Source organism: Robertmurraya sp. DFI.2.37, from assembly GCF_029211245.1.
GTDB lineage: Bacteria > Bacillota > Bacilli > Bacillales > Cytobacillaceae > Robertmurraya > Robertmurraya methanolica_A.
In genome coordinates, this window is record NZ_JARGEJ010000034.1 from 1 (window position 1) to 25,036 (window position 25,036).

Annotated in this window: 25 protein-coding genes; 18 read left to right on the forward strand and 7 right to left on the reverse strand. The window is 38.2% G+C overall.

The features are described 5' to 3' along the window. The first annotated feature begins 120 nt into the window (after positions 1-120). The 14 genes from PZE06_RS16625 to PZE06_RS16690 all read left to right on the forward strand — a co-directional run bounded on the left by PZE06_RS16625 (position 121) and on the right by PZE06_RS16690 (position 13,830). Complete coding sequence (locus PZE06_RS16625) at positions 121-1,464, forward strand: sensor histidine kinase (RefSeq protein WP_225310714.1); 1,344 nt, start codon at positions 121-123, stop codon at positions 1,462-1,464. 46 nt (positions 1,465-1,510) lie between these two features. After that, positions 1,511-2,089, forward strand: coding sequence for a PepSY domain-containing protein (locus PZE06_RS16630; RefSeq protein WP_095308966.1), 579 nt, complete (start codon positions 1,511-1,513; stop codon positions 2,087-2,089). A 244-nt stretch (positions 2,090-2,333) separates the two neighbouring features. Next, positions 2,334-2,903 carry a PepSY domain-containing protein gene (locus PZE06_RS16635; RefSeq protein ID WP_150948804.1) on the forward strand — a complete coding sequence of 190 codons (570 nt, stop codon included), beginning with the start codon at positions 2,334-2,336 and terminating at the stop codon, positions 2,901-2,903. A 165-nt stretch (positions 2,904-3,068) separates the two neighbouring features. Beyond that, positions 3,069-3,911, forward strand: a complete 843-nt coding sequence (locus PZE06_RS16640) for an aldo/keto reductase (RefSeq protein ID WP_150948807.1) — start codon at positions 3,069-3,071, stop codon at positions 3,909-3,911. 53 nt (positions 3,912-3,964) lie between these two features. Then, positions 3,965-4,498 (forward strand): GNAT family N-acetyltransferase, encoded by a 534-nt coding sequence (locus PZE06_RS16645; protein WP_150948810.1) that lies wholly within the window; start codon positions 3,965-3,967, stop codon positions 4,496-4,498. A gap of 767 nt (positions 4,499-5,265) precedes the next feature. Continuing rightward, a complete protein-coding gene (locus tag PZE06_RS16650; RefSeq protein ID WP_225310715.1) occupies positions 5,266-6,216 on the forward strand; it encodes a sugar kinase in 951 nt (316 codons plus the stop codon). Positions 6,217-6,262: 46 nt separating this feature from the next. Continuing rightward, entirely contained in the window at positions 6,263-7,618 is a 1,356-nt protein-coding gene (locus PZE06_RS16655) for a PTS transporter subunit EIIC (RefSeq protein WP_150948814.1), read from the forward strand. A gap of 32 nt (positions 7,619-7,650) precedes the next feature. After that, positions 7,651-9,297, forward strand: a complete 1,647-nt coding sequence (locus tag PZE06_RS16660; RefSeq protein ID WP_150948817.1) for a hypothetical protein — start codon at positions 7,651-7,653, stop codon at positions 9,295-9,297. 39 nt (positions 9,298-9,336) lie between these two features. Further along, positions 9,337-9,831: a PTS sugar transporter subunit IIA gene (locus PZE06_RS16665; RefSeq protein ID WP_150948820.1), complete on the forward strand. Its 495-nt coding sequence runs from the start codon at positions 9,337-9,339 to the stop codon at positions 9,829-9,831. Positions 9,832-10,027: 196 nt separating this feature from the next. Next, complete coding sequence (locus tag PZE06_RS16670; RefSeq protein ID WP_150948823.1) at positions 10,028-11,038, forward strand: LacI family DNA-binding transcriptional regulator; 1,011 nt, start codon at positions 10,028-10,030, stop codon at positions 11,036-11,038. Positions 11,039-11,105: 67 nt separating this feature from the next. Further along, on the forward strand, positions 11,106-11,732 hold the full coding sequence (gene hxlA, locus PZE06_RS16675) for a 3-hexulose-6-phosphate synthase (protein WP_150948826.1): 627 nt from the start codon (positions 11,106-11,108) through the stop codon (positions 11,730-11,732). A gap of 4 nt (positions 11,733-11,736) precedes the next feature. Then, positions 11,737-12,285 carry a 6-phospho-3-hexuloisomerase gene (gene hxlB / locus PZE06_RS16680; RefSeq protein WP_150948829.1) on the forward strand — a complete coding sequence of 183 codons (549 nt, stop codon included), beginning with the start codon at positions 11,737-11,739 and terminating at the stop codon, positions 12,283-12,285. A gap of 343 nt (positions 12,286-12,628) precedes the next feature. After that, a complete protein-coding gene (locus tag PZE06_RS16685) occupies positions 12,629-13,126 on the forward strand; it encodes a YehS family protein (RefSeq protein ID WP_150948833.1) in 498 nt (165 codons plus the stop codon). Between the two features lie 5 nt (positions 13,127-13,131). Continuing rightward, entirely contained in the window at positions 13,132-13,830 is a 699-nt protein-coding gene (locus PZE06_RS16690) for a M48 family metallopeptidase (RefSeq protein WP_150948836.1), read from the forward strand. 95 nt (positions 13,831-13,925) lie between these two features. Here the strand turns inward: PZE06_RS16690 and PZE06_RS16695 are convergent, their stop codons facing one another. From PZE06_RS16695 to PZE06_RS16705, 3 genes are all read right to left on the reverse strand, one after another. After that, entirely contained in the window at positions 13,926-14,867 is a 942-nt protein-coding gene (locus tag PZE06_RS16695; protein WP_150948838.1) for an NAD(P)H-binding protein, read from the reverse strand. Between the two features lie 85 nt (positions 14,868-14,952). Further along, on the reverse strand, positions 14,953-15,846 hold the full coding sequence (locus PZE06_RS16700) for a LysR family transcriptional regulator (protein WP_150948840.1): 894 nt from the start codon (positions 15,844-15,846) through the stop codon (positions 14,953-14,955). 109 nt (positions 15,847-15,955) lie between these two features. After that, a complete protein-coding gene (locus PZE06_RS16705) occupies positions 15,956-17,539 on the reverse strand; it encodes a bifunctional metallophosphatase/5'-nucleotidase (RefSeq protein ID WP_150948843.1) in 1,584 nt (527 codons plus the stop codon). A 181-nt stretch (positions 17,540-17,720) separates the two neighbouring features. On the opposite strand from PZE06_RS16705, the gene PZE06_RS16710 reads away from it, so the two are divergent. The 4 genes from PZE06_RS16710 to phnE (PZE06_RS16725) all read left to right on the forward strand — a co-directional run bounded on the left by PZE06_RS16710 (position 17,721) and on the right by phnE (PZE06_RS16725) (position 21,318). Further along, positions 17,721-18,794 (forward strand): phosphate/phosphite/phosphonate ABC transporter substrate-binding protein, encoded by a 1,074-nt coding sequence (locus PZE06_RS16710; protein WP_150948846.1) that lies wholly within the window; start codon positions 17,721-17,723, stop codon positions 18,792-18,794. Positions 18,795-18,907: 113 nt separating this feature from the next. Further along, positions 18,908-19,690 carry a phosphonate ABC transporter ATP-binding protein gene (phnC, locus tag PZE06_RS16715; RefSeq protein ID WP_150948849.1) on the forward strand — a complete coding sequence of 261 codons (783 nt, stop codon included), beginning with the start codon at positions 18,908-18,910 and terminating at the stop codon, positions 19,688-19,690. Further along, positions 19,683-20,498: a phosphonate ABC transporter, permease protein PhnE gene (phnE, locus tag PZE06_RS16720; protein WP_095308910.1), complete on the forward strand. Its 816-nt coding sequence runs from the start codon at positions 19,683-19,685 to the stop codon at positions 20,496-20,498. Before phnC ends, phnE (PZE06_RS16720) begins: the two co-directional genes overlap by 8 nt. A 16-nt stretch (positions 20,499-20,514) precedes the next feature. Then, a complete protein-coding gene (gene phnE, locus PZE06_RS16725) occupies positions 20,515-21,318 on the forward strand; it encodes a phosphonate ABC transporter, permease protein PhnE (protein ID WP_150948852.1) in 804 nt (267 codons plus the stop codon). A gap of 334 nt (positions 21,319-21,652) precedes the next feature. Here phnE (PZE06_RS16725) and PZE06_RS16730 read toward each other — a convergent pair whose 3' ends face one another. The 4 genes from PZE06_RS16730 to PZE06_RS16745 form a co-directional block, all read right to left on the reverse strand. Next, complete coding sequence (locus tag PZE06_RS16730; RefSeq protein WP_150948854.1) at positions 21,653-22,612, reverse strand: dimethylarginine dimethylaminohydrolase family protein; 960 nt, start codon at positions 22,610-22,612, stop codon at positions 21,653-21,655. A 146-nt stretch (positions 22,613-22,758) separates the two neighbouring features. Then, positions 22,759-23,487, reverse strand: coding sequence for an amino acid ABC transporter ATP-binding protein (locus PZE06_RS16735; RefSeq protein WP_150948857.1), 729 nt, complete (start codon positions 23,485-23,487; stop codon positions 22,759-22,761). Between the two features lie 21 nt (positions 23,488-23,508). Beyond that, positions 23,509-24,165 (reverse strand): amino acid ABC transporter permease, encoded by a 657-nt coding sequence (locus PZE06_RS16740; RefSeq protein WP_150948859.1) that lies wholly within the window; start codon positions 24,163-24,165, stop codon positions 23,509-23,511. Positions 24,166-24,201: 36 nt separating this feature from the next. After that, a complete protein-coding gene (locus PZE06_RS16745) occupies positions 24,202-25,029 on the reverse strand; it encodes a transporter substrate-binding domain-containing protein (protein WP_150948861.1) in 828 nt (275 codons plus the stop codon). Positions 25,030-25,036 lie beyond the last annotated feature (7 nt).

Genomic DNA, 25,036 nt, shown 5'->3' on the forward strand with positions numbered 1-25,036 from the left:
AGATGTCTTGAAGAAAACGAATAAACAAACACAGCAATTACTTAAAAATCAACTATCACAATGGGTTACAGGTTTACCCGGTTATATTAGGGCTTACCTGCCTGATTTGGTCTGCGAAAGTTGAGTAATTTATATTCGACGGTAGTGTTTATTATTTTATTGATTTTACTGAATGGAGCGATTTATTATTCCTTTAGTCAGATGATGTACAAGAGTGAACTGGAAAGGACAATAGCCCAAGCAACTCGTGCTGCCGATGGGATAGGCCAAATCGAGGGAGAGGTCCCTCATCAGGAAGTTTTGCGGGCTTACATGCCGATTAATGGAATGCTGCAAATTGTCAATAACGATGGGAGCCCTGGAACAGCGGTCGTTGATCCAAATCATCAATATTTACATAAAGTGAATGTACAGTATTATGACAAACAAGTACAAGAAATTACTTCTTACGATCGGGTGACGCATACTTTTGCCTCGCTTCCGATTGTTTGGCGAAATGGGGAGGTAGCAAATCTTCAAATAACGGTAAGTTTACAGCAAACTGATGAAATCCTTTCCACCTTGCGAATAGTCCAAATTATTGTAACTTTATTGGCGATAATTCCAGTTCTTCTTTCCTCTAGATTTCTAAGCAACCTGATTACTCGTCCGATTACTTCAATGATTCAGACGATGAGAGAGATTCGGGAAAGTGGGCAATTTAGACGAATTGCGAAGTCGAAGGAATCAAAGGATGAGCTTAGTCAAATGGCTGAGACATTCAATGAGATGATCGATCTACTAGAACTGAATTATGAGAAACAAGGACAATTTATTTCAAATGCCTCTCATGAGTTAAATACTCCGTTAACGGTCATTGAGTCTTATGCTTCACTGTTGAAAAGAAGAGGGCAAGAACAGCCTGAGTTATTTGCAGAGTCCATTCAAGCTATTCATTCTGAAGCAATTCGAATGAAAAGCTTAACAGAGCAGTTGTTGAATTTGGCAAGAAATGATAAACCTTTGAGAATCGAACTTGAGGAGATTGCTCTTGCTGATGTGGTCGCTGAAATGGTCCGCACGATTGAAAAATCCTATCAGCGAAAAATTGAATTGGAAGTTGAGGGTGAAGTAACGGTTCAGACCGATTTGCAAAAGTTTAAACAATTATTCTATATCTTCCTTGATAATGCGAGGAAGTACAGTGAGGATACGATCAAGGTGCGAATTAAGACGTTGCAGCGCGAAGGTGTCGTGGAAATAATTGATTATGGAATAGGCATCCCTGCGCCAGAGTTGGAAAAAGTGTTTGACCGATTTTACCGAGTGGATAAGGCAAGAACGCGAAAAACAGGTGGATTCGGCCTTGGGTTATCATTAGCAACAGATCTTGCTGAGGCAATGGGAGCAAAGATTAGCTTAGAGAGTGTGGAAGGTTTAGGTACAACCGCCAAAATCATACTTCCACTTGCTTCTTCTCATTAAATTCTCATCTTCATTATGTATAATTTTTTTACAGGAAGGAAATGAGGTGAAATGGTTGGAATCATTTAATTGGAAGAAAATGAGCGTCGGCTTTGTCGTTATTTTTGCTGTCGTGATGTTGACTTGGCTACTGTTAAGGTTAATGGCTTCTGAACAAACGGTTTCGGCTGAGGAGGCAAAGAATAAAGTTCAAGAACTATATAAAGGGAAGATCGTCAATATTGAAGAAACAGCGGAAGTATATCAGATTACAATAAAACTAGATACCGGGGAATATGAGGTAGAAATTGCCCGCGATACTGGCGATATTGGAAAATTGAATAGAGTTAGCAAGACGGTTGCTAATACTCCAGAGGAACAAAGTCGAGAAGGCGGAGGGGAAGTGGTGCCCCCTGATTCACCTTCTGAAGGACAAAAAGAACAACCAACCAATCATATTAGTAAAGAAGAGGCTATCTCAATTGCTCTTAGCCAAGTGAAGGGTGAGATAGACGATGTGGATATCGAGCAATCAAATGGTTTGATCTATTATCTCGTAGAAATAGAAGCAAATGATGAGAAGGAAGCGACAGTACAAATTAATGCAATTTCCGGTGAAGTAATGTCGATTACATGGGATGACTAAAAGTGAGGTCATCTCTTTTTTGTTAGGACGGAAAAACACCGTTTCGCTATGTGAAAGAGAGTGTTACTTAAATTCCTTTATTGGAAGTGCCACTTATCAAACAAGTGAAAGAATCGAAGTACGTCGACCGATAGATTTGATCATTGGCTATTCATCCTTTTCTCATCAAATTCTCATTTTGCTATCCGTGAATTCTCATTTTGATTGTCTATATTGTAGATATATCAAATAAGGAGGAAACAATATGAAGAAGAAAATAATTATTTTTGGTGTGGCTGGTTTGTTGTTATTAGGTGGTTCAGTAGGTGTAAGTGCAGTCTCTGAGCAACAGAGCAATGAAAAATTACAGTCAAATGCAAATCTGCTTTCTATTGATAAAGTGAAGGAAATTGCTGCTGCAGAGGTAGACGGTGTAATTGAAAGTGTGGAGTTAGACAAGAAGCAAGGTCGTTTAACATATGAAGTCGAGTTTGATGGAGGATATGGGGAAGACGATGATATTGAAGTATATGTAGATGCGTATTCAGGCGAAGTACTAAAAGTGAAGTATGATGACGATAGAATCGTTACCCCAACTCCGAAAAGCACGAAAACGGAATCTGTCCATACAAAAACAACTAACGGAAAAAGACTAACGAAAGAAGAAGCGATTGCAATCGCAACAAAGGATACTCCAGGTAAAGTAGTCGATGTTGAATATGACGACGGTGAATATGAAATCGAAATCCACACGGATACACATGAAGTGGACTTTGAAATTGATGCGAGAACGGGCGTAATTTTGGAAAAAGATATTGATAGACTTGATGATTGAGCGTATTTAAAAATGATGAGCAAACCGGTAGACTCCAAAAAGTAGTTGACATGCTACTTTTTGGAGTTTTTTATTTGAACGGATTTTATTCCTCAAGACAACTGCTGTGATTATTTCAGAGTAGTATGATATTTTTAAAGTAATCGAAGGAAGGAAGTGTTGAAAATGAGCAGTCGAATTCCAGAAATAACGCTTAATGATGGTTTGAAAATACCGGTGGTAGGTCTAGGTACATACAGTCTTAAGGGGAGTAAAGGTGCCGCTTCAATTCAAAGTGCGATTGAAAAGGGGTATCGACTTCTTGATTCAGCTTATAATTATGAAAATGAAGGAACAGTGGGAGAAGCAGTTAGACGTTGTTCTATTCCAAGATCAGAGCTAAAAATCACCTCTAAATTACCTGGTCGCTATCATGAATATGAAAAGGCAGTCAGCGCTATTCAAGAATCATTATATCGAGCCCAATTAGATTACTATGATTTATATCTTATTCATTGGCCTAATCCTAGTAAAGATCAATACGTAGAGGCGTGGCAGGCGCTAATAGATGCAAAAAAATGGGGCTTAATCCGTTCAATTGGGGTATGTAATTTTCTTCCTGAGCATATTGAACGATTGGAAAAAGAAACAGGTGTAAAGCCTAGCATAAATCAAATAGAACTACATCCGTTTTTTAATCAAGCTGAGCAACGAAAATATCATGAGGAAAAAAACATCGCAACCCAGTCTTGGAGTCCTTTTACAAGAGGACTGAAGGATTTAAAAATTGATACACTTCAAGAGATAGCCGCTCGTTATAACAAGTCAATTCCTCAAGTCGTGTTGCGTTGGCATTATCAACTTGGAGCCATTTCAATACCGAAATCAGCATCCCCAACAAGGCAGCTCGAAAATATTTCTATTTTTGACTTTGACCTTAATGAAGAAGAAATGGTGAGTATTTCAGCATTATCGCAGCCAGATGGTAGAATTGCCAATCAAGACCCTGCAGTATACGAGGAATTTTAAGGGCTAAGAGCAATTTGGCTAAAATTAAATGGACAGTTAAGGGAGGTTTTTGGTTGGAATTTAAAACCGAGAGACTATTCATAAGGTTGTTTAACCGTAATGATTTAAACGATGTCTTTGCCATTTACAATAACGATGAAACATGTAGATTCCTTTTGCATGAGAAGTGGACAGTTGAAAATATGGAGGAAGAATTTAATAAAAAACTGAACAATAGGGCCCTTGCAAAAGAATCCAGTTTAAGCTTGGCAGTTGTTTGCCATGAAAAGGTTATCGGTGATTTATCCGTATGGTATACAGGGATGAAGGAGACAGTTGAAATAGGATATAGCTTTGCCGGTACAGCATCAGGAAAAGGCTATGCCACTGAAGCGGTGCGTGGTTTAGTTGAAAGATTGTTTACTGAATTTAAAGTGCATCGTATCCAAGCCAATCTTGATGCAAGAAATAAAGCATCACAACTGTTGTGTGAACGTATAGGCATGCGCAAAGAGGCTCATTTTATTGAGGATTTTTGGAATAAAGGTGAGTGGACGGACAGTATTGTATACGGGATGTTGCGCTCAGATTTAAATTCACAAGCTTAAGGTAAGGAGCCGTTGATTTCCATAAAATCAGCGGCTTCTAAGCTGATGAGAAAATCTTTCATCCATTATAATGAACTCATGAATCCAGCTTCAGCCTTGCCTGTCATGTTAACTTTGGCAGTTATTCCTTATAAAGCTTGCCCGGATTGCTTAATTTTCTATGTTTTGCAATGACTGCTTTTCCAACCACTGGCCAATTCCAAGGAAGAAATTTTCTACTAAAAAGTTGGCGCGATCAATATGAGAGTTTATTTTTTGAAGTGACTGCTCATTTGCATTACCGCGTTTCCGATGCGATCTGTCTAAAAGCAACTGAAAAAGAAAAATTTGAGAATGAAGCGCAGCACTAAGTTGACCCTAAAACCCCAGTTGTGGACTGCCTCCCCATTGTTAGATGATGACTAACAATGGGGAGGCAGTCCACTTTTAGGGTATTTTGCTTGCAGTTCACTAATTGATAAAAAACGCGAATAAGCAGAACAGCATGTGTGCGAAAAGGGGGTTCATGAGGACAAAGAAAGCAGGAAAAAAGCAAATCCTGTCCTCATAGGAGGTTCATGAGACGAAAACTTTGAGTAAAATGCAAGGCATGTCCGCCTAAAAGGTTTAGGAGGAAAATTCTGAAATCATTGGTTGACAAACGCTTACATTTAATTTACGATAAGGTTACTAAACCGATTTAGTAAACCGATTTATCGAAAAGAAAGGAGCGAAAAAACTATTTTCGATGACGTGCACAAAAGTATTATAGAATGGAGCGATTTAGTTTGACGAATTTGGATGTAACCACATTTGGTGAAGCAATGGCGATGTTTATTGCAGAAGAGCCAGGACCACTACATGAAGTTTCTCGTTATTATAGAGAGCTTGCCGGAGCAGAAATTAATGTGGCAATTGGTCTAGCACGTCTTGGATTAAAGAGCGGCTGGGCAAGTAAAGTGGGGAGTGATTCATTTGGAAAGTTTGTTATGGAGCGTCTTAAAAATGAAAACGTTGACATTAGTTGTGTTGTAATAGATGAAAAATATCCCACTGGCTTCCAAATAAAATCAAAAGCTCTTGTTGGCGATCCAGAAGTACAGTATTTCAGAAAAGGTTCCGCTGCTAGTTATATGAGAAAGGAAGAGTTTAAAGAAAGCTTCTTTTTAAAATCAAGTCATGTCCATTTAACAGGGATTCCGTTAGCAATTTCAGAATATGCTAAAGAATTTGCTAGTTTTATCGTTCGTAGTGTATTAAAGAAAAGGATTCCCATCTCCTTTGACCCCAATTTGCGTCCTGCACTTTGGAAATCAGAACAAGAAATGATTAGTGTTGTAAATGATTTTGCATTTAAATCCAATTATGTTCTTCCGGGACTACAGGAGGGCAGAATATTAACTGGTTATGAAGACCCAAGAGATATTGCCTCTTTCTATTTGGATAAAGGGGTAGAGGCGGTTATCGTTAAACTGGGTGAGAAAGGAACATTTTATAAGACTAGTCATGAGGAAGGTCAAGTGGATTCTTTTCCTGTAGAAAGGGTAGTTGACACAGTTGGGGCAGGCGATGGATTTTCCGTTGGATTTATTAGCGCATTATTCGAAAATTTATCAATCTATGAGTCTGTGAGGAGAGGGAATGCTATTGGAGCATTAGCGGTCCAATCGTATGGAGACTATAATGGTTACCCAACAAAACAGCAATTAGATGATTTTATGGCAATGTATACGAGTTAAACGGTTATTATGCACTAAATTAGAATAAAGAATGGGAGGGCTAGAGATGAAAGAACAAGTGGTTGCTAATGAAATTATTAAATATATTGGTGGGAAAGAAAATGTCAAATCAGTTGAGCATTGCGCTACAAGATTAAGGCTTGTTTTGATTGACAAAACAATTATTGATGAGAAAGCGATTGAGAATATTGATGGAGTAAAAGGGCAGTTTTTCTCTGCTGGTCAATTTCAAATTATTCTCGGTACAGGATTTGTCAATAAAGTGTATGATGCGTTTGTAAATGGTGATTCAAGCTTAGAGAATAACAATAAAGAAGAAGTTTATAAAAATATGAGTCTGTTGGCGAAAATTTCAAGAACACTTGGCGATGTATTTATCCCTATTATCCCAATACTAGTAGCAACTGGTTTATTTATGGGATTACGGGGATTTATTATGAATTTAGGGGTTGAATTTGATCCAACGTTATTAACATTTACCCAAGTATTAACGGATACGGCCTTTGCCTTTTTGCCTGCATTAGTCGGTTATTCAGTAATGAGGAAGTTTGGAGGCTCCCCCGTTATTGGAATTATCATTGGGTTAATGTTAGTAGCTCCGCAGCTTCCAAACGCCAACGCAGTTGCACAAGGGACAGCAGATCCGATCTTATTATCAATTTTTGGTTTATCAATACCCGTGACAGGCTATCAAGGCTCGGTCCTACCAGCTTTAGTCATTGCTATCTTAGCAGCAAAAACAGAGAAAAGATTACGAAAAATTGTTCCAGATACATTAGATTTAATCATTACACCATTTTTAACCCTTTTAATTAGTATTGTTAGTGGATTGCTCATCATTGGACCACTGATGCATGTAATAGAAGCTTTTATTCTTGATTCTTTCAAAGTGTTACTAACATTTCCGTTAGGTATTGGTGGAGCCATTATTGGTGCCCTTCAACAAGTAATTGTTATTACTGGTGTTCATCATATTTTTAAAGCATTAGAAATCGAGTTATTAGCAAAAACAGGTGCGAACGCATTTAACGCACTCGTCTCAGGAGCAATTGCGGCTCAAGCAGGGGCAGCGTTGGCAGTCGTTTTAAAAACGAAGGATAAGAAGAAAAAATCCTTATATATGTCTGCAACCATCCCGGCATTTTTAGGAATTACTGAACCGGCGATCTTCGGTATTAATTTAAGACTTATTAAGCCATTTGTATTTGGCTGTATTGGTGGAGGAATTGCTGGAATCTTCTCTTCAATCGTTGGTTTAAAAGCAACGGGAATGGCGATAACAGTTATCCCTGGAATGTTATTGTATCTAAATGGGCAGTTGCTCACGTATTTTATCGCATTGTTGATTGGTTTGGGTGTTGCTTTTACTTTGACATATTTTTTCTATAGATCTGAAGAATAATCATCCAATTATTTGCCGGGAGGGAGAACATAATGGTTCGCTTATATAATAATTTAGAATTGCCGGAGCAGTGGCCACCGAAATATGAGGAGAAAACGTTAGACAAGCCTTTAGAAGTCCCTTATCTAAAAGCAAAACAAGATATTGTCAATATTGAGATCGGTAGACAATTATTTGTGGATGACTTTTTGATTGAAGAGAGTAATTTAACGAGGGAATTTCATCAACCTAAAGTATACGAGAAACCAATCTTCGAACCGAAAACTCCCTTGGAAATGAATAATGGCTATTATCCTTGTGCATGTCCATTTAACGATGGGATTTTTTACGATGACGAGGATAATAAGTTTAAAATGTGGTACCATGCCGGTTGGTTTAATGGTGTAGGCTATGCAGAAAGCGAAGATGGTCTGAATTGGAAAAGGTTAAAGGAATTATATCCAGAGCGAGAATCGGAGAGCGTCCTTCCCCATGAATTTGGAACGATTAGGGATGGGGCGGCAGTCTGGATTGATTATCATGCAACAAATCGCAATGAAAGGTATAAAATGTTTGTCTTTCTGCGCAAATTTGACTTTGAGATTAAGTATTATCATGAAAAACCAAAGCATGCACACGATGATCCTGATTCCATCCCGCCAGAGGAAAAAGGAGTGTTGTTCCAATCAGCTAACGGTATTGATTGGGAGGAATGTGGCACAGTAGGACATTGTGGTGATAATACGGGGTTTTATTATAATCCCTTCACTAACAAATGGACTTTTAGCTTGAGAACATTCTCTTCTCTAGATCGAAGAATTAGAACTAGAGGGTATTATGAAACCGAGCATTTTATTAAAGGTACGAAGTGGACCGAAGATGATATTGTCTTTTGGACAAGAACAGATATTTATGATCGACCTGATAAAGACATGGGGTATTATACACAGCTTTATGATGTTAGTGCAACGCCATATGAAAGCTTGATGCTAGGGGTCTTTAGCATTTTTATGGGGCCACCTAATGATATTAGTGGAAAAAAAGGAACTCCGAAAATTAACGATCTGAAGTTAGCTTATAGTAGAGATGGCTTTCATTGGCATAGACCTTCATATGAAAATTTCATTTCCTCTTCTCGAAAAGAGGGTACTTGGAATTATGGATATGCCCATCCTGTAAATGGTTTATGTCTAGTTGTTGGGGATGAAATCTATTTTTATTTTTCCTGTTTTTCAGGAGTATCGCCTAAATTAGGTTCTCACAAATATGCAGGAGGGAATTTAGGATTAGCCAAGCTTAGAAGAGATGGATTTGTTTCTTTAAGTGATAAAGGGAATGGAGGCGAACTGCAAACTACAAAACTGAAGTTTGATGGTAATCATCTATTTGTTAATGTCTCCTCTGAAGCTGGAACCGTTTGTGCAGAAATACTTGATGAACATTCGAATGTTGTAGATGGCTACAGTAAAGCAAACTGTATTCCAGTAACAGGAGATAGTACAAAGGTTCAAATAAAATGGAAAAACAAGAACCTTGAGGCACTAAGAAATAAAATAATAAAAATTCGTTTCTATCTAGACAATGCTAGAATTTACTCCTTCTGGATTGCTGAGGATGAAGAGGGTCACAGTAAAGGGTTTATGGCAGCAGGTGGTCCGGGCTTTCATGAAGGCCGAGATGTGAGCAAAACAGAGAAATGAACTTGAAAAAGAGAGTAGAACGGAAGAAAAGAGGATTACATGTTTAAACAAATGTTTGGTATGAAAAAAGTGAAAATACTAGAGGAAATGGTTTATCGACCATTATCAGGCACTTTGTTAAAGCTTGAGGAAGTACCGGACCCAACTTTTTCAAAAAAGATGCTTGGGGAAGGGGTGGCCATTGAACCGAGTGAAGGCCGCGTATCATCTCCGGTTGATGGAGTAATCATTCATGTGTTTCCAACCAAACATGCAATAGGAATTCGCTCAGATAGTGGCTTAGAGTTCCTGATTCATATTGGATTGGAGACCGTTAATATGAAGGGCGAAGGATTTGCCGTTTTGGTAAATGAGGGTGAGCGCGTGCAGGTCGGTGATCCCCTAATTGATTTTTCATTGGAATTAATTAAAAAGAAAGCTTCTAGTTGTATAACACCTATTGTCATAACCAATTCAGAAAAAATTGACAGCATAGAACATATATCGGGTTTGAAAAATGGAAAAGAAGTGCTATTTAAGGTCAGAGTAAAATAGTAAAAAAATACTCCTAACCACTTAATTTAGGAGTGTTTTTTCTTATAAATCGTTATCGCTTCATGATTTCGAATGAAACCTCTGGATTAATGATTACAATGTTAAAGCTAGCAGTTTTATATTTTTCGAAAAACTGGAATTAAGCTAACATAATAGATACAATTTATGTAGTCATTTATAAAAAGAGGGTAATTTAATGAAAAAAGTAACGATGGTAGATGTAGCAAAAAAAGCAGGTGTATCTAAAAGTACCGTTTCTCAATTTTTGAACAAGCGCTTTGAATATATGAGTGTAGAAACACGGGAAAAAATTGAAAAGGCGATTGAACAACTTGGATACAAGCCTAATTATATAGCGAGGAGTCTAAAACAAAAACGTACTTCAATGATTGGAATCATTGTTGCAAATATCGTACATCATTTTTCAACTGAAGTAAGTAGAGCGATAGAGGATTTTTTTATCGAGCAAGATATTCATGCTATTTTATGTAATGCAGACAACGATCCTAAAAAGGAAAGAAGATACATTGAAATGCTACAGGCAAAGCAGGTTGACGGGTTAATTATTTTCCCAACTGAACAAAATATTGATTTGTACAAAGATTTAGTCGAATCGGGCTATCCTGTTATTTTTATGGATCGAAAAGTCGATGGCATAAATATTCCGGCTGTAAAAGTAAATAATTCTGAGGCAACAGAAGCAATTATTCAGCACTTTGTTGAATATGGACATGAAAGAATTTCGATTGTGACTCAACCTTTAACCATATCCACTAGAATTGAACGGGTTAATGGATATAGAAAAGCAATTAAAGAAAATGAGATCGAATTAAATGAGGACTTTATTATTCGTGCTGAGACAAAAGAAATTAATGGTCAGCTTAAGTTGCTTTTCTCAAGGAAGAATCCACCGACTGCCTTGATTGCTGGAAACGATTTAGTATTTTTAGAAATTCTAGAGTTCGCAAAAGAAAACAAACTAAAGATTGGAACTGACTTTTCTTTAGCTGTTTTTGATAATATTCCGTTCGCACACTTAGTGACACCAGCAGTTACAACCATTGCTCAACCTTCATATGAAATGGGTGAAAAAGCAGCTCAAATGCTGTTATCCCTTATAGAAAAGGAAAATTCAGAGTTGCAGGATGTTGTATATAATTGTCAATTGTTAATTAGAGATTCTTCTAAAATAGTTAGATCAAAATAGTATGAAAGCTGTCTAATTAATAGATGTTACATGTTGTTAATAAATCGGTTTGGTTAGAGGTGTGAATATGGATATACAATTGGCACTGGATCGAGTAACAATAGAAGATGCATTAGCATTAGTCAAAGAAACAGAGGACGATATTGATTTAATAGAAGTAGGTACTTCTTTGATAAAAGAGTACGGGATAGAGAGTGTGCGGAAAATAAAAAGTGCATTTCCGCACAAGCGAGTTGTTGCAGATATTAAGACAATAGATAATGCAGAGTACGAATTTACTTTATGTTTTGATGCGGGTGCAGATATAGCTACTGTTATGGGAGTATCCCCTATAGAGACGATAAAAAAGTGTCTACAAATAACAAATAAAGAACAAAAGCTGGTTATGATTGATTTACTGAATACTACGGAAAGTAAAAGAAACCAATTATTTTCATTAAGTAATCCGAATGTGATTTTCTGTGAGCATCTAAGTAAAGATGAACAAGAAGTATCGGGAAAAAGAAATTCATTTCCTCATTTGGATAACGGTAGGTCAATTCGCTATGCTGTTGCGGGAGGGATTACCACAGATTCTGTAGCTCAACTAATTGGCAAAAAACTAGAAATCGTGATTATTGGGTCTGCCATTACGAACTCCTCTAAACCAGAAATAACGGCAAAAAGATTTAAAGAACTCTTAAAGGGGCTTTGATAGAATGAAAGCGATCCAATTAATATTAGACGAAATACAAGATGTTATGATGAACGTAAATGAACATTCCTTAGAAAAGCTTGCAGTTTTTTTGGCAAATGGTAAAAGGATCTTTGTCGTAGGTGAAGGAAGATCTGGTTTGATGGCTAAATCATTTGCGATGAGATTAATGCACTTAGGAGCAACCACCTTTGTGGTTGGAGAAACAACGACACCATCGATTGAAGCGGAGGATATGTTAGTCGCTGTTTCAGGTTCAGGGAAAACAAAAAGTGTTGTGTGGACCGCTGAAAAAGCAAATTCGTTAGGGTGTGAAGTGGTAGCTATTACAACTGCTCCCAATTCCGAGCTTGCATTACATGCCTCATTTGTAGTGAACGTCCCGGCTTCGACAAAGTATCGTACAAGTGATGATGTAGAATCAATTCAGCCACTAGGTTCGCTATTTGATCAAAGTGTCCATATTATATTGGATGCAGTTTGCTACCTATATTCAAAGATAACCCAAGCTGACGAAGATGAGACATTTAGACGGCATAGTAATTTAGAATAGAATATAATCGAGTTTGAGAGTCTTTAAAATACAATCTGATAAAGTACATCTTTCTCGACTGTTCACATAAATGTATACTACCATGAAGATAGACGTCGTGAGTTTAAAGATTATGCGCATGCAGAATAGGTATCATCTTTGTAAAGGATGTTAAGATGGAGAATAATGAAAGGTAAAAAAGCTTGCATGCATTAGCAGGCTTTTTTACGTTGTTGCCATTTAGACGGAATAAGGAAAAATGGATTATATCTCTAAAAAGTATTATATTTAACAAGAAATATATGATGGAGTCAAAGAATGCAAGCATGGAAAGCAGCGTTTTGGAACTGAAGGAGGTTCAATAATGGATAATAACGATATATTAATTCGTTTGAGATTTGCGATGGACTTAAAGAATAGAGAAATGGCAGAAATTTTTAAACTGGGTGGAATGAGTGTAACCGTCCCAGAAGTCGTCAAGATTTTAACGAGAACAGATGATTTTGCAGAAGAAAGTGAAGAGCATATTGTATGTGATAACCATATGTTGGATTCGTTTCTCAATGGCTTCATTATTTATAAGAGAGGAAAACAAGAACCAAAACCAGGTCAGCCAGCAAAAGAAGAGCCTTCAATGAGCAAGCATACAAATATGAATAATCTTTTATTAAAGAAAGTGAAAATTGCTTTAGCATTAACGACCGAGGAGATGCTGGATATTTTCGACGAAGGTGGAATTAAGGTGACGAAAGGTGAACTTGGCGCTTTATTGAGAAAAGAAGGGCATAAAAATTATAAGCAGTGTGGAGACAATTTTGCGAGGAAATTTTTAAGAGGGTTGACTGTTCGATATAGGGGATAAGTTTGATGATATATACGCACTTAGCTGAATCGATTTATATTGAGATTAAATACAAGAATCGTACATCGATCGCCATCAAAATGGATGGTTATGGAGTGGTGGAAGTCCATGCACCAAAGGGGACATCTGATGAGAAAGTGCGTCAGGTAATAGAGGAGCAGTGGGACGCGATTCAGGGAAAACGAAGGGAGATGGAGTCCCGGCTTCGGGGACCGGAAGAAAAAATTTATGAGTATGGAGAAAATTTTCTTTATCTAGGCAATTCCCATCCGATTCAAATCTTTGAAGATATGCACGAACGGGTCGAGTTTATGGAGGAGAAACTGCATATTTACGTGGGGCATTGTGATGGGGAGAAAATTAAGCAAGCTCTAAAGCGCTTTTACTACCAACAATGCAAGGCTTTAGTAGAAAAAAGTATAGCCGTTTATCAAAGTAACTTCCAAATGAAGCCACGTTCTATTCAAATCACGGATAGTAAAACAACTTGGGGAACGTGCGATTCCAATCGTAAGCTCACCTTTAATTGGAGGTTGGCCATGGCGCCGCGAGAGGTAATCGACTATGTGGTTGTCCACGAGATGTGCCACATGGTTCACCTTAACCATGACCGCTCCTTTTGGCGCCTTGTTGGGAAAATTATGCCTGACTATAAGAAAAAAGAAAATTGGTTGTACTTATCAAGTTGGAGGATGACGGTTTAATCTTAAAGTTCACCTTTGTTTTCGGAATGAACAGGAGAGCATGCTCGGTGTTTTAAATCCCGCCCCAAAAGTACAGCTTTTGGGGCGGGAGCATGTTAGTTATCTTTTGAATGGCGTTCTCCAACTTGAAAATCATCAGAGTGCTCAAACATATATTTAACTGTCATTGGTTGTTGACCTGTAAGCTTTACAAAGTCATCGGTAAATTGATCCATTTTCCCTAGACGGATGGCTTGTGCGAAAGTAACCATACCTTCAGAAGAGAACGGGGCTTCTGAGTCTTCTTTAAAGATACCGTCAGTTGTTCTCGGCACGCCCATCGCATCAAAAATAAGATAGTTTTCTTCATCAGTAATTTCTTGATAACTGATATTGTGGCCAGTAACTTCATTACCGACGGCAACAAACTCACTAATGGTTAATAATTCAGGTCCGTTAATATTTAAAATCGCCTCATGATAATCGTGAGTGGCAAGGGCATGGGCAACTGCTTTTGCGCAGTCCGTTCGAGAAATATAAGCCATCTTTCCATCGCCTTGGCTGTTTTTTAATACTCCATCTGTCTTGACGTAGGTGAAGTAGTTTGTAATCATTGCTTCTGCATATTGAGAATTACGAAGAAAAATGTAATCTAAGCCGACGCTTTTAATATAGTTTTCTGTATAGGCATGGTCAATTTTTTCAACACTTGGATTGGTTTCATCTGTCGCGTTTACTAATGATGTATAAATAATTTGCTTGACACCTGCCGCTTTGGCAGCATCGACGACATTCTTATGCGCTTTTTGCCGTTTTATCCCTACAAATGGCATAGAGATTAAAGCAATCTTATCAGCGCCAGCAAATGCTTCAGCGAGACCGTCAAGTTTATTAAAATTGGTTACATGTGTATCAATGCCTTGTTCTTCATATTGCTTTAATGATGACGGGTCATAACCACAAAAGATTACTTGATCCTTATTTACTAAGTCTAATAAATAGGCTGCGGCCTGCTTACCGAGATTTCCATCGACTCCAGTTAATAAAAGTTTACCCATCTTCCACACACTCCTTTTTTAAATCTCCTTACAATTATATAGTATGTGAAATACTGAGCAAAATCTAATAGAAAAAGCGCATTCCCTATTGGGAAAACGAATCATACATTTGCTGGAGAAAAGGTTGCAAGGCCGGATTGCGATTATCCTTTAAATAGCCTATTTCGATTTTAAATGTATGGTGAGAATCCTCTATTGGGATTAATCGAACTTCTTCAGTGGTATACGGTAGTTGATAATTATCTGGAAAGAAGCCAATTAAATTTTCGGTTATAATATGGAAAAGCTCTGTTTCGACATCATCAACCGTTCGTATAATATGGGGTTCATACCCATCCTGTAATGCATGTTGAATCATTAAATGATAGGAATCTCCAATTGCCGCTGGACTTAACATCACGAGTGGATAATGATAGAGTTCCTTTTTTGAGATGGATGTGTACTTGAACAGGGGGTGTTGATGACTTAAAACGGCACAATACTGACCTTGATAGATTGGATAGGTTTGTATATCACTCTTCCCTTTAAAAGCGGAGTCAAAAGCGATAGCGATGTCAAAGGTCCCCTTTTTCAAAAAATCGGAAATATCCTTCAACAGCACTTTATTTAATTCCAGTTCAATATTTGGGTGATTTTCTTTAAAAGAAGGAATAAATTTTAATAAACTTTCCATGTCGGTGATAGCTGAATATTCAATGGTTAGCATATGTTTTTTTTCTTTTTGATAATAAGCCATCTTCGTTTTCATATGATTAAACTGCTTCCAAATAGTAACGGCTTCACTGTAAAACAATCGACCAGCTTCTGTCGGTTCTATCGGAATCTGTTTTCGATCAATTAGTTGCATGGCGAATTCTTTTTCAAGTGATGCAATTTGTTGGCTAATTGTTGTTTGCGAGACAAAATTCTTCTTTGCGGTTTCAGTAAAATTTTTGCATTCAACTAGATCGATGAAGTATTTTATCTTTTCAATATTCATCAAGAACCTCCCTTTCATCCAGTCCTTATTTAGCCACGTAATAGTTTGCCCTCTCAGTCAAGTGCGGAATAAAAAAGGCATTTGGAAACGATTCCGAAATGCCATTATTTTAGGAAATTACTTTCCAATTATGATCGCAGCTAGCTGTAACGGTTTTTCTTTTTAAAAAATAGTCGGCAAGTATCTCTGTCATATCTGTTTGAATTTCTTTTAAAACAGGTCTGTCTTTAAACATTTCGAAGTCGCCGCCGCCCCCAGCACGGTAGTTATTCATGACCACTTCATATTGTCCGCCTAGATTGAGCGGTTCGCCATTACGAGTAAGGGATTGAACACGCGAGCCAATAGGCTTTGAAATGTTTAAAACGTATTCAATTCCCTCCCACATATCGTAATTGTAATGCTGAGGTTTTGGTTCAATATAAAAAGGATTAACAGCAATCTCTTGCTTATCATTTAAAGTAAAATAGGAAGCGCATTTTTCCAAAGCATCCTTAATATCTTGACCAGAAATACGAATGACTTTCAAGGTGTTTGGATAAATATAGTTGGAAACAATATCTCTCATCGTCACGTGCTCGGGAAAACCTGGTGACTCATTATGAAATAGAGCTGTATTGGAAATATCGACACCAGCCGCATCCATTTGTACTTTGTTGATAAATTCAATCAGTGGATGATCGCCGGTTCTCACAAGAAATGGGTCTGAGATCGTCATATCGCCCACAATTTCACCAATCGGTTGATCGAGCCAGCTTTGCGTTTCTTGTTCAAACTCTTCTGCCAATGCTAGCACCTCATTTTCAGCAGGGGTAGACTCACTGACCTTTATTAATTCAGCAGACTTGCTGACGATTTGCCATTTTTCATGATCATGCTTAAATTGAAGGACGACCTTCCCTAAAGCTTGACCATTAAACCCAGGCTGTACGATGGTGACTCCATTTAATTCAGTAGCGATCGTGCGATGCTGATGGCCTGTTAAGAGAACATCAATGCCTTCGATTTCTTGGCAAATTTCATAACCTTGATTTTCTCCTGTCAAAGACTCCGTTGCTTCCCCGCTAATGATATCTCTTTCAAAACCACCGTGATAGGAAACAACAAGTAGATCAAATCTTTCGTTTTCTTTTAAAAACCGAACCCATTTTTTTAAACTTTCAAATGTATCTATAAACAGTAAGCCTTTAATATGATTCGGATTTTCCCAATTTGGAATGTAATGGGTAGTAACTCCTAAAACAGCTACTCTTAATCCATTGGGGAATTCTTTTATAAAATAGGGAGGGCCAAATACGGGTTTATTATTATCTTCCGCGATGATATTGGCTGATAGCCAAGGAAAATGAGATTGCTGCACAGCTTCTTTTAGCAACTTCATCCCATAATTAAATTCATGATTGCCAATGACAGCCGCATCATATTTAAGGTGATTTAAGATGCTGATCAGCGGATTTCTTTTATTAGAAAGAAATTTTGCGTAATGATAGGTTAATGGAGTTCCTTGGATAACGTCTCCATTATCGATGAGCAGCGTATAATCGAATTTTTCCCTTTCTTCATTAACAAGATGGGCAATTTTTGCCAAGCCTGAGTTTGATTTCTTTTGATTGCCATAATTTATCGGGAATATATTACCGTGGATGTCGCTTGTCTCAAGTATAACCAATTCACATGATTCATTCATTTTCATTTAAAACGATCCTTTTCATTTATTTCTTAGTTCATTATATCTCCAAAAAACAAAAAACGACAAGAAACTTCGAAAGATAACAACTTTTACAAATACTTTACATAGTTTAATATTATTTATGCTATACTTTTTCTTGCAAGTGGTTTGAATCAAAATTAGTGAAACGATGGGGGAAAAATGAATGAGAAACAAACTGAGATTTTTAATTGGACTAGCTTTGCTTATGGCAATCATTGCGGGCTGTAGTTCAAACAATGAAACGGAGAGCAATGAAGGGAACACGGATGGTGATTCCGAGGCAGTTTCAGAAAATACTAGTATTGATACACTCAAAGTAAGTTTCGTACCGTCACGTGATCCAGAAGAAATTGTAACAGCGACTGAACCACTCAAAGAGCTTTTAAAAGAAGAGCTGGGCAATCTTGGCTATGATGTAAAAAATGTAGATATTAATGTTGGTACAACATATGAAGCTGTTGGAGAAGCTCTTTCAGCAGGTACAACGGATGTCGGGTTAATTCCAGGTGGAACGTATGTATTATATGATGATGGTGCTGAAGTGGTTTTAACTGCAACGCGTGCCGCTTTATCAAATGACTCCGAAAATCCAAAGGATTGGAATGAGAACAAGCCAACTGAAGGGTTGGAAGATAAGCAAGCAACTTACTATCGCAGTATTATCATTGCGGGTCCTTCTGAAAAAGGACAAGAACTTGCAGAAAAAGTAAACAGTGGTGAAGAGTTAACTTGGGAAGATTTAAAGTCTGCTAGATGGTCTGTACAATCAACGTCTTCATCTGCTGGATATATTTACCCAACTTTATGGTTACAAGATAAGTTCGGCAAGAGCATTACAGATCTAGATAATGCTGTTCAGTCGAATGGATACGGTGACTCATTCGCGAAATTAGCAGCAGAACAAGTGGATATTGTTGTTGGATACGCAGATGCGCGCCGCGACAATGTCGATAAGTGGACTGCAGATTTCGCACGTGAAGCGACAATCTGGGACGAGACTAATGTAATTGGTGTGACACAACCGATTTTTAACGATACGGTTTCCATAAGTAAAAACTCTGAAATCATGACAGATGACTTAAAAGCGGCAATTCAAGATGCATTCATCAACATCGCTCAAACAGAAGCAGGAAAAGAAGTAATTGCTATTTACAGTCATGAAGGCTATCAAAAAGCAGAAGGCTCTAACTACGATGGTGAAAGAGATGCACAAGAATTTTTAAAGAATCTAAAATAGTCTATTGCCATAAGTGAGAGGGATATACATGTGAGAACATCAGATTCAAGGATGTTCTCATTTTTTCACGTTTATGATGAATGTGAGACATTTCAAAGAATGGAGAATTACCCATGATAGAGTTTATTAATGTTGAAAAGGTTTACCCAAATGGAACAAAAGCATTAGAAAACATCAACTTAAAAATTGATCAAGGTGAATTCGTTGCGGTTATTGGCTTATCTGGTGCAGGAAAGTCAACGCTGATTCGTTGTATTAATCGTATGCATGATATAACGGATGGCCAATTGTTTGTAGATGAAACGAATGTTTCTAATCTAAAAGGGAAACAAATCCGCCGGTTCCGCAGAAGGATTGGGATGATTTTTCAATCTTTTAATCTTGTTACAAGAACAACCGTCCTTAAAAATGTTCTTGTCTCATTTGTTCCAGATAATCCGTTATGGCGCAAGATAACTGGACTTTATACGCAGGAACAAAAAAGGAAAGCGCTTGAGGCGTTAGATAAAGTAGGTATTCTAGACAAGGCGTATGTTCGTGTCGATCAATTATCTGGCGGACAACAACAGCGTGTAGCCTTGGCTCGTACTTTGGCTCAGAATCCTGACATTATTTTAGCGGATGAACCGATTGCATCGTTAGACCCGGTAACATCAAAGCTAGTGATGGATGATTTTAAGAGAATCAATCAAGAGTTGAATATCTCTGTTATCATGAATATTCACCATGTCGAAGTAGCACTTGAGTATGCCGATCGCATCATTGGCATTCGAAAAGGAGAAGTCGTTTTTGATGGTGAATCCGCAAAGGTTACGGATGAAATTCTCCAAGAAATTTATAGTGGTAATATTGAAGAGCTGAAAGCTGCGTTAGAGGAGAGTCATGCACATGTATGATAAAATATTTCCTCCGAAAAAAATTGAGTTATCGAATGGTAGAGTTGTATTAGAAAAAAGATCTCGTACCCCGCTCATTTTGCTCATTGTCATGATTGCGGTTTACTACTCAGCTCAAGTAACAGGCTTTAGTTTTGAGGTTCTATTTAAACGTATTTCTGAGTTTTTTATCATTATTAAAGAGATGCTTAAGCCGAACTGGGGTTATATTGACGGTATTTGGCCGGAACTGATGTCAACTCTTAAGATGTCTTTATTTGGCTCTGTTGCAGGGGCATTGATTGCATTGCCTGCTGCTTTACTAGCCTCAGCAAATATTATAAAAAATAGAGTTATTGTAGCTGTATGTAAGACCGTTCTTAGTTTACTAAGGACAATGCCAACGCTTGTAACAGCATTAATTGCAACATATGTTTTTGATTTACCTGCAACGGCAGGGACGGTTGCTATTTTCCTCTTTACGATTTCCTATGTGGGAAAATTAATGTATGAGGCGATTGAAAATGTCGATATGGGAGCATTTGAAGCGATGGAATCAATTGGCATGACGAGAATAGAAGCATTTCGCTATGCGATCATTCCGCAAATATTGCCTGGCTATCTTTCCACATCTCTGTTTTGTTTTGAGGGAAATGTCCGATATGCAGCCATTCTTGGTTATGTTGGGGCAGGTGGAATTGGCAAGTTGATTAATGAAACGATCGGTTGGCGCGATTATTCAAGTCTAGGGATGATCGTCTTAATGTTAGTCATTACTGTTTACACGATTGAGACGATTAGTGAGCATTTTAGGAAAAAGTTAATTTAAAGGAGTAGTTCGGGGTATGACGACAATAGAAAAACAGTTACTGCAAGCACCTCGCAATCATCGTTACGTCCTTACAGTTGTAGCAATCGTGGTAATTTTGCTGGCGTGGTCTGTAACTGAATTTAGTCTTAAATTGGACAGTAATGGCATGAAGATTGCCTCTAATATCATTGGTGGACTTTTAAACCCAGATTTAGACTTTTTGTTTAATCTTTCGGATAAAGGCGTTTTATACTTATTGTGGGAAACTTTTGCGATCGCGTTATTAGGAACAATCGTGGGAGCTATTTTGGCGGTACCTTTGGCGTTTTTGGCTGCCTCCAACATTGTCCCAAAGCCCATTTCATGGTTAATTCGTTTATTATTAATTTTCATTCGTACGGTTCCTGCGCTAGTGTATGGATTGATGTTTATCAGGGTGACAGGGCCAGGGCCTTTTGCAGGTGTATTAACCATTGGGATTACTTCCATCGGGATGCTTGCTAAATTATATGTCGATGCCATTGAAGAATTAGATGTGAAAGTGTTGGAGTCAATGACTTCTATCGGCTGTACAACATTTGAAAAAATCCGTTACGGCATTATTCCGCAACTAGCATCAATCTTTTTATCTGTTATGATTTACCGTTTTGATATGAATATGCGTGAAGCGGCTATTCTTGGTTTGGTTGGAGCAGGTGGAATCGGGGCCCCGCTCATTTTCGCGATGCAAGGCTATAAGTGGGAGCAAGTAGGCTCTATATTAATCGGTCTAGTAATCCTCATTCTGCTTATTGAATTTATCTCGAATAAACTTCGCTCTAAACTAGTAAATGGATAAGCGAGCAAAAGGCATTTGGGAAGTGGTTTTTGTACACCCAAATGCCTTTTTATAAATTTTAAGCTTTACGGTTGAGCAAAGATCCTAGGTTCATGTTGTACGCCCCCTCGTTTCACACGTCTTTCAGTTATGCTGAAAGCTTGAGAAAGTGAGCGAAAAATCAACACCGACATATAATAGCAAAGCCGAATTTTTACTTCGAGAATGTTGGTGTAAACCACTCACCACCTTGAAGCGTCAGATTAGAAGCTAATCTTGTACCGTATAATTTCTCTAGCGCAGATCCAGACCCATAGCTTGTAAAGTGATAGTAGAAGTGTCTGATTATTTTCAATTATGCTTTTATTGGATCTCGATTGAGAAAAGCGGTTGTACAGTGGATTGCACCCCAGCCGTTTAATAATTCATCAAGTACAACTTCGACGACTTCAACCCCATTTTGCTCTAAAAGCTGTTTTGTATAAGGATTATTCGCGACCATAACAACTTTTCCCGGTTCAAGGGCTACAAAGTTCAAGCCCATCCCAAGTTTAAGCTCGTCGATATTGGTAAATTCAATGAGTTCTATTCCGAGATCGAGCAGTTGTTTCGCACAATCATAGGTTACATGCCATGGGAAAATCACAAGCTTGTTCGTATCTACCATATTCATATAACCGTCTAGATGAATAGAACCGTATGGAATTTGTGTACGGATAATATTTTTCACACCAATGTTGCGCAGCTCGGCTTCTACTTGACTTGCGCCTGATTCGTTTGTACGGCTTCCGGTACCGATAATGACGGTTTCACGGTTGATCCACATGGCACTTGCCCCTTCAAAATAACCGTCGCCATTAATCGTTTTGATGATTGGGACGCCTAAAGAAGCAAGCGTCTTAGCAACCGCCTTTTCTTCACCGCGCCTAGCTGGAATGGCTGGTCGACAAACGATCGCTCCTTCCGGTGTCATAAACATTAGATCACGCATAAACATGGCGTTCGGTCGATCTGTGCGCTGCCCCTCAATATAATGAACTTCAACACCATGGGCCCGGTAAATATTTGCTAAATCATCATGTTGCTTTCGCGCTCTTTCTGGATCAATTGGTGCCCGAAAACGAAAGTCGTGGAAATTTTCCGCAGTGATCCCTTCGATTTCTTTTCCAGGTCGGTGCATTAAAACAGCTCTAAGCTTTCCAACCTCTGAATCACAATACCAATTTCCCCAAAGTTCTTTCAGTTCGCTAGAAAAAGATTGTTCTGATGGAAACCACCGTTCGCCTTGGACGGTGACTTTTTGTGCAACTGGCATTTTATCGCCTCACTTATCATGGAATTTATATAATGGAAGAGCTCATCCGTTCCTAAATGTGTTCCTCGTTCAGTATGATGATAGCTTCTCTGCAAGCTTTGCGCCGCGATGTGCGTAAAACCATTTATACTGAAAGGCTTTGAACATTAATGATTTAATACTTTTGATAAAAAATTTTTAGCCCTTTCTGAGTCAGGATTTGTGAAAAATTTGTCCGGTGGAGAAACTTCTACGATTTTTCCATCAGCCATAAAAACAATTTGATCGCACATTTCCCGAGCAAATCCCATCTCATGCGTGACAACAATCATGGTCATTCCAGATTTTGCTAAACTTCGAATTGCATCCAGTACCTCTTTAATCATTTCCGGATCGAGAGCTGAGGTTGGTTCGTCAAATAGCATGACCTTTGGATCCATAGCAAGGGCACGGGCAATTGCGACCCTTTGTTGTTGTCCCCCGGAAAGCTGGGATGGATAGGAATTGATTTTATCACCAAGTCCCAACGATTCCAGTAGCTTTTTTCCTTTTTCTTGTGCTTCCTGTTTATCCATTTTCTTTACGTTAATCGGCGCAAGAGTCACATTATCTAGTGCACTAAGGAAGGGGTATAAATTAAAAGATTGGAAAACGAATCCGATCTCTGTACGCACCTTGTTAATATCTGTTTGCTTATGGTGGATCGAGCTTCCATCCACAATAATTTCACCCTCTTCAATGCCTTCCAATGCATTGATTGTACGGATTAATGTACTTTTCCCAGCACCGCTTGGACCGATTAAAGCAAAAACGTTGGACTGGGGAATTTCTAAATTAATATCATCAAGAACAACATTATCTCCAAACCGCTTTTGTACATTTTTGATTGAAATCATTTGGCTTCACCTCTTTTTCTGTTAATCATATGAGTTATATTTCTTTTCTAAAAATCGAATGATTTGCGAGAGGGTGAAGGTCATTATGAAATATAATACTGCAACAAATGTCCAAACCTCTATAGAACGAAAGGAAGTGGCAACTAGATTTTTCGCTACTAATGTCAAATCGACTACAGAAATCACTGACACGAGTGATGAATCTTTAATTAAAATAATAAACTGTGATGCTAAAGGCGGTAATACTTTTCGGAAAGCTTGCGGCAAAATTACTAGTCTCATCGCTTGGACATAGGTCATCCCTGAAGAACGAGCTGCTTCCATTTGCCCGCGAGGTACTGATTGGATTCCAGCTCTGACAATCTCTGCAACGAATGCTCCCGAAAAAGCAGCTAGTCCAACAATGGCGGACCAGTACGGCCCAAGCTGCAAAAATCTGCCCATTACAAAGAATATCCAAAAGAGGAGAACAAGGAGTGGAACGCCTCGCATGATTTCAATGTAAGAAGTTGCTAGAAACGAAATGATTTTGTTTTTTGAAATACGACATAATCCTAATATAATCCCAATTGGAATACTGATGACCAATGCTAGAGCCGAGATCTCTAGTGTGAGTAAGACCCCTTCCCAAAATAGGCCTATATTCTGAGGAATGACACTCCAGTCTGGCTGATACATCCATTCTCCCCCTAGATTTCTAAATTTAAATATGTTTTATTCTTCTTCTTTTACATCATTCATCCAGTCAGCGCTGTTAAACCATTTTTCAAATGACTCTAATTCTGCTGGACTACCTTTATACGATTCTAAAAATGAATTTAACCATTGTACGGTCTCTAAGTCATTATGTCTTACAGCGATGCCAAGATTCTCCGATGAAATTAAGTCATATACTCCACGAACACTATCCGCATTCATTGCTTCATATGTGCGAACTCCTGGTTCATCGTAGATGATTCCGTCTGCTTGCCCCTGTACTAACGCTAATGAAGCGGCTGGGAAATCTTCAAAGTCCACGACTGTCGCTTCTTTAAATAATTGCTTGGCAAGTAACGCCCCTGTAGTTCCAAGTGATACAGCGATTTTCTTTCCAGCTTGATCTAGCTCTTCCCAAGATGTTGTTGTTGTATCACTTTTCGGCAGCATTAATACTTGTCCAGTTGAGAAATAAGGGTTGGCAAAACTAACAGCTAAGGCACGATCGCCGCGTATGGTCATCCCAGCAATGATCATATCGATTTCTCCTGTTTGCAGAGCTGGAATTAATCCATCAAAGCCAAATTGTTTAAATTCGACATCAACATTCAATGCTTCGCCAATGGCTCTGGCTGTATCTACGTCGTATCCAATAAACTCACCATTTAAATCAATCATTTCAAAGGGGAAGTATCCTGGAGCTGTTCCAATGACGAGTTTTTTATTCTTTAAAACCTTGTCAATTGTAGATGGAACAGCGCCAGCTTCTCCATTACTTGTTTCTTTTGTACAACCTGCAAGAATGACAGTAAAAATGATTATGAGAATCATTGATATTTTTTTCATGAATTTT

Bases quoted from the DNA above. Each gene is read 5' to 3' on its own strand.
- hxlB (WP_150948829.1), top strand. From the start codon at position 11,737: ATGAAAGCGATCCAATTAATATTAGACGAAATACAAGATGTTATGATG.
- phnC (WP_150948849.1), top strand. From the start codon at position 18,908: ATGATAGAGTTTATTAATGTTGAAAAGGTTTACCCAAATGGAACAAAA.
- PZE06_RS16700 (WP_150948840.1), bottom strand. From the start codon at position 15,846: ATGAATATTGAAAAGATAAAATACTTCATCGATCTAGTTGAATGCAAA.
- PZE06_RS16740 (WP_150948859.1), bottom strand. From the start codon at position 24,165: ATGTATCAGCCAGACTGGAGTGTCATTCCTCAGAATATAGGCCTATTT.
- PZE06_RS16705 (WP_150948843.1), bottom strand. From the start codon at position 17,539: ATGAAAATGAATGAATCATGTGAATTGGTTATACTTGAGACAAGCGAC.
- PZE06_RS16730 (WP_150948854.1), bottom strand. From the start codon at position 22,612: ATGCCAGTTGCACAAAAAGTCACCGTCCAAGGCGAACGGTGGTTTCCA.
- phnE (WP_150948852.1), top strand. From the start codon at position 20,515: ATGACGACAATAGAAAAACAGTTACTGCAAGCACCTCGCAATCATCGT.
- PZE06_RS16735 (WP_150948857.1), bottom strand. From the start codon at position 23,487: ATGATTTCAATCAAAAATGTACAAAAGCGGTTTGGAGATAATGTTGTT.
- PZE06_RS16660 (WP_150948817.1), top strand. From the start codon at position 7,651: ATGGTTCGCTTATATAATAATTTAGAATTGCCGGAGCAGTGGCCACCG.
- PZE06_RS16640 (WP_150948807.1), top strand. From the start codon at position 3,069: ATGAGCAGTCGAATTCCAGAAATAACGCTTAATGATGGTTTGAAAATA.
- PZE06_RS16670 (WP_150948823.1), top strand. From the start codon at position 10,028: ATGAAAAAAGTAACGATGGTAGATGTAGCAAAAAAAGCAGGTGTATCT.
- PZE06_RS16655 (WP_150948814.1), top strand. From the start codon at position 6,263: ATGAAAGAACAAGTGGTTGCTAATGAAATTATTAAATATATTGGTGGG.
- PZE06_RS16710 (WP_150948846.1), top strand. From the start codon at position 17,721: ATGAGAAACAAACTGAGATTTTTAATTGGACTAGCTTTGCTTATGGCA.
- PZE06_RS16635 (WP_150948804.1), top strand. From the start codon at position 2,334: ATGAAGAAGAAAATAATTATTTTTGGTGTGGCTGGTTTGTTGTTATTA.
- PZE06_RS16695 (WP_150948838.1), bottom strand. From the start codon at position 14,867: ATGGGTAAACTTTTATTAACTGGAGTCGATGGAAATCTCGGTAAGCAG.
- PZE06_RS16745 (WP_150948861.1), bottom strand. From the start codon at position 25,029: ATGAAAAAAATATCAATGATTCTCATAATCATTTTTACTGTCATTCTT.
- phnE (WP_095308910.1), top strand. From the start codon at position 19,683: ATGTATGATAAAATATTTCCTCCGAAAAAAATTGAGTTATCGAATGGT.
- PZE06_RS16690 (WP_150948836.1), top strand. From the start codon at position 13,132: ATGATATATACGCACTTAGCTGAATCGATTTATATTGAGATTAAATAC.
- PZE06_RS16665 (WP_150948820.1), top strand. From the start codon at position 9,337: ATGTTTAAACAAATGTTTGGTATGAAAAAAGTGAAAATACTAGAGGAA.
- hxlA (WP_150948826.1), top strand. From the start codon at position 11,106: ATGGATATACAATTGGCACTGGATCGAGTAACAATAGAAGATGCATTA.
- PZE06_RS16685 (WP_150948833.1), top strand. From the start codon at position 12,629: ATGGATAATAACGATATATTAATTCGTTTGAGATTTGCGATGGACTTA.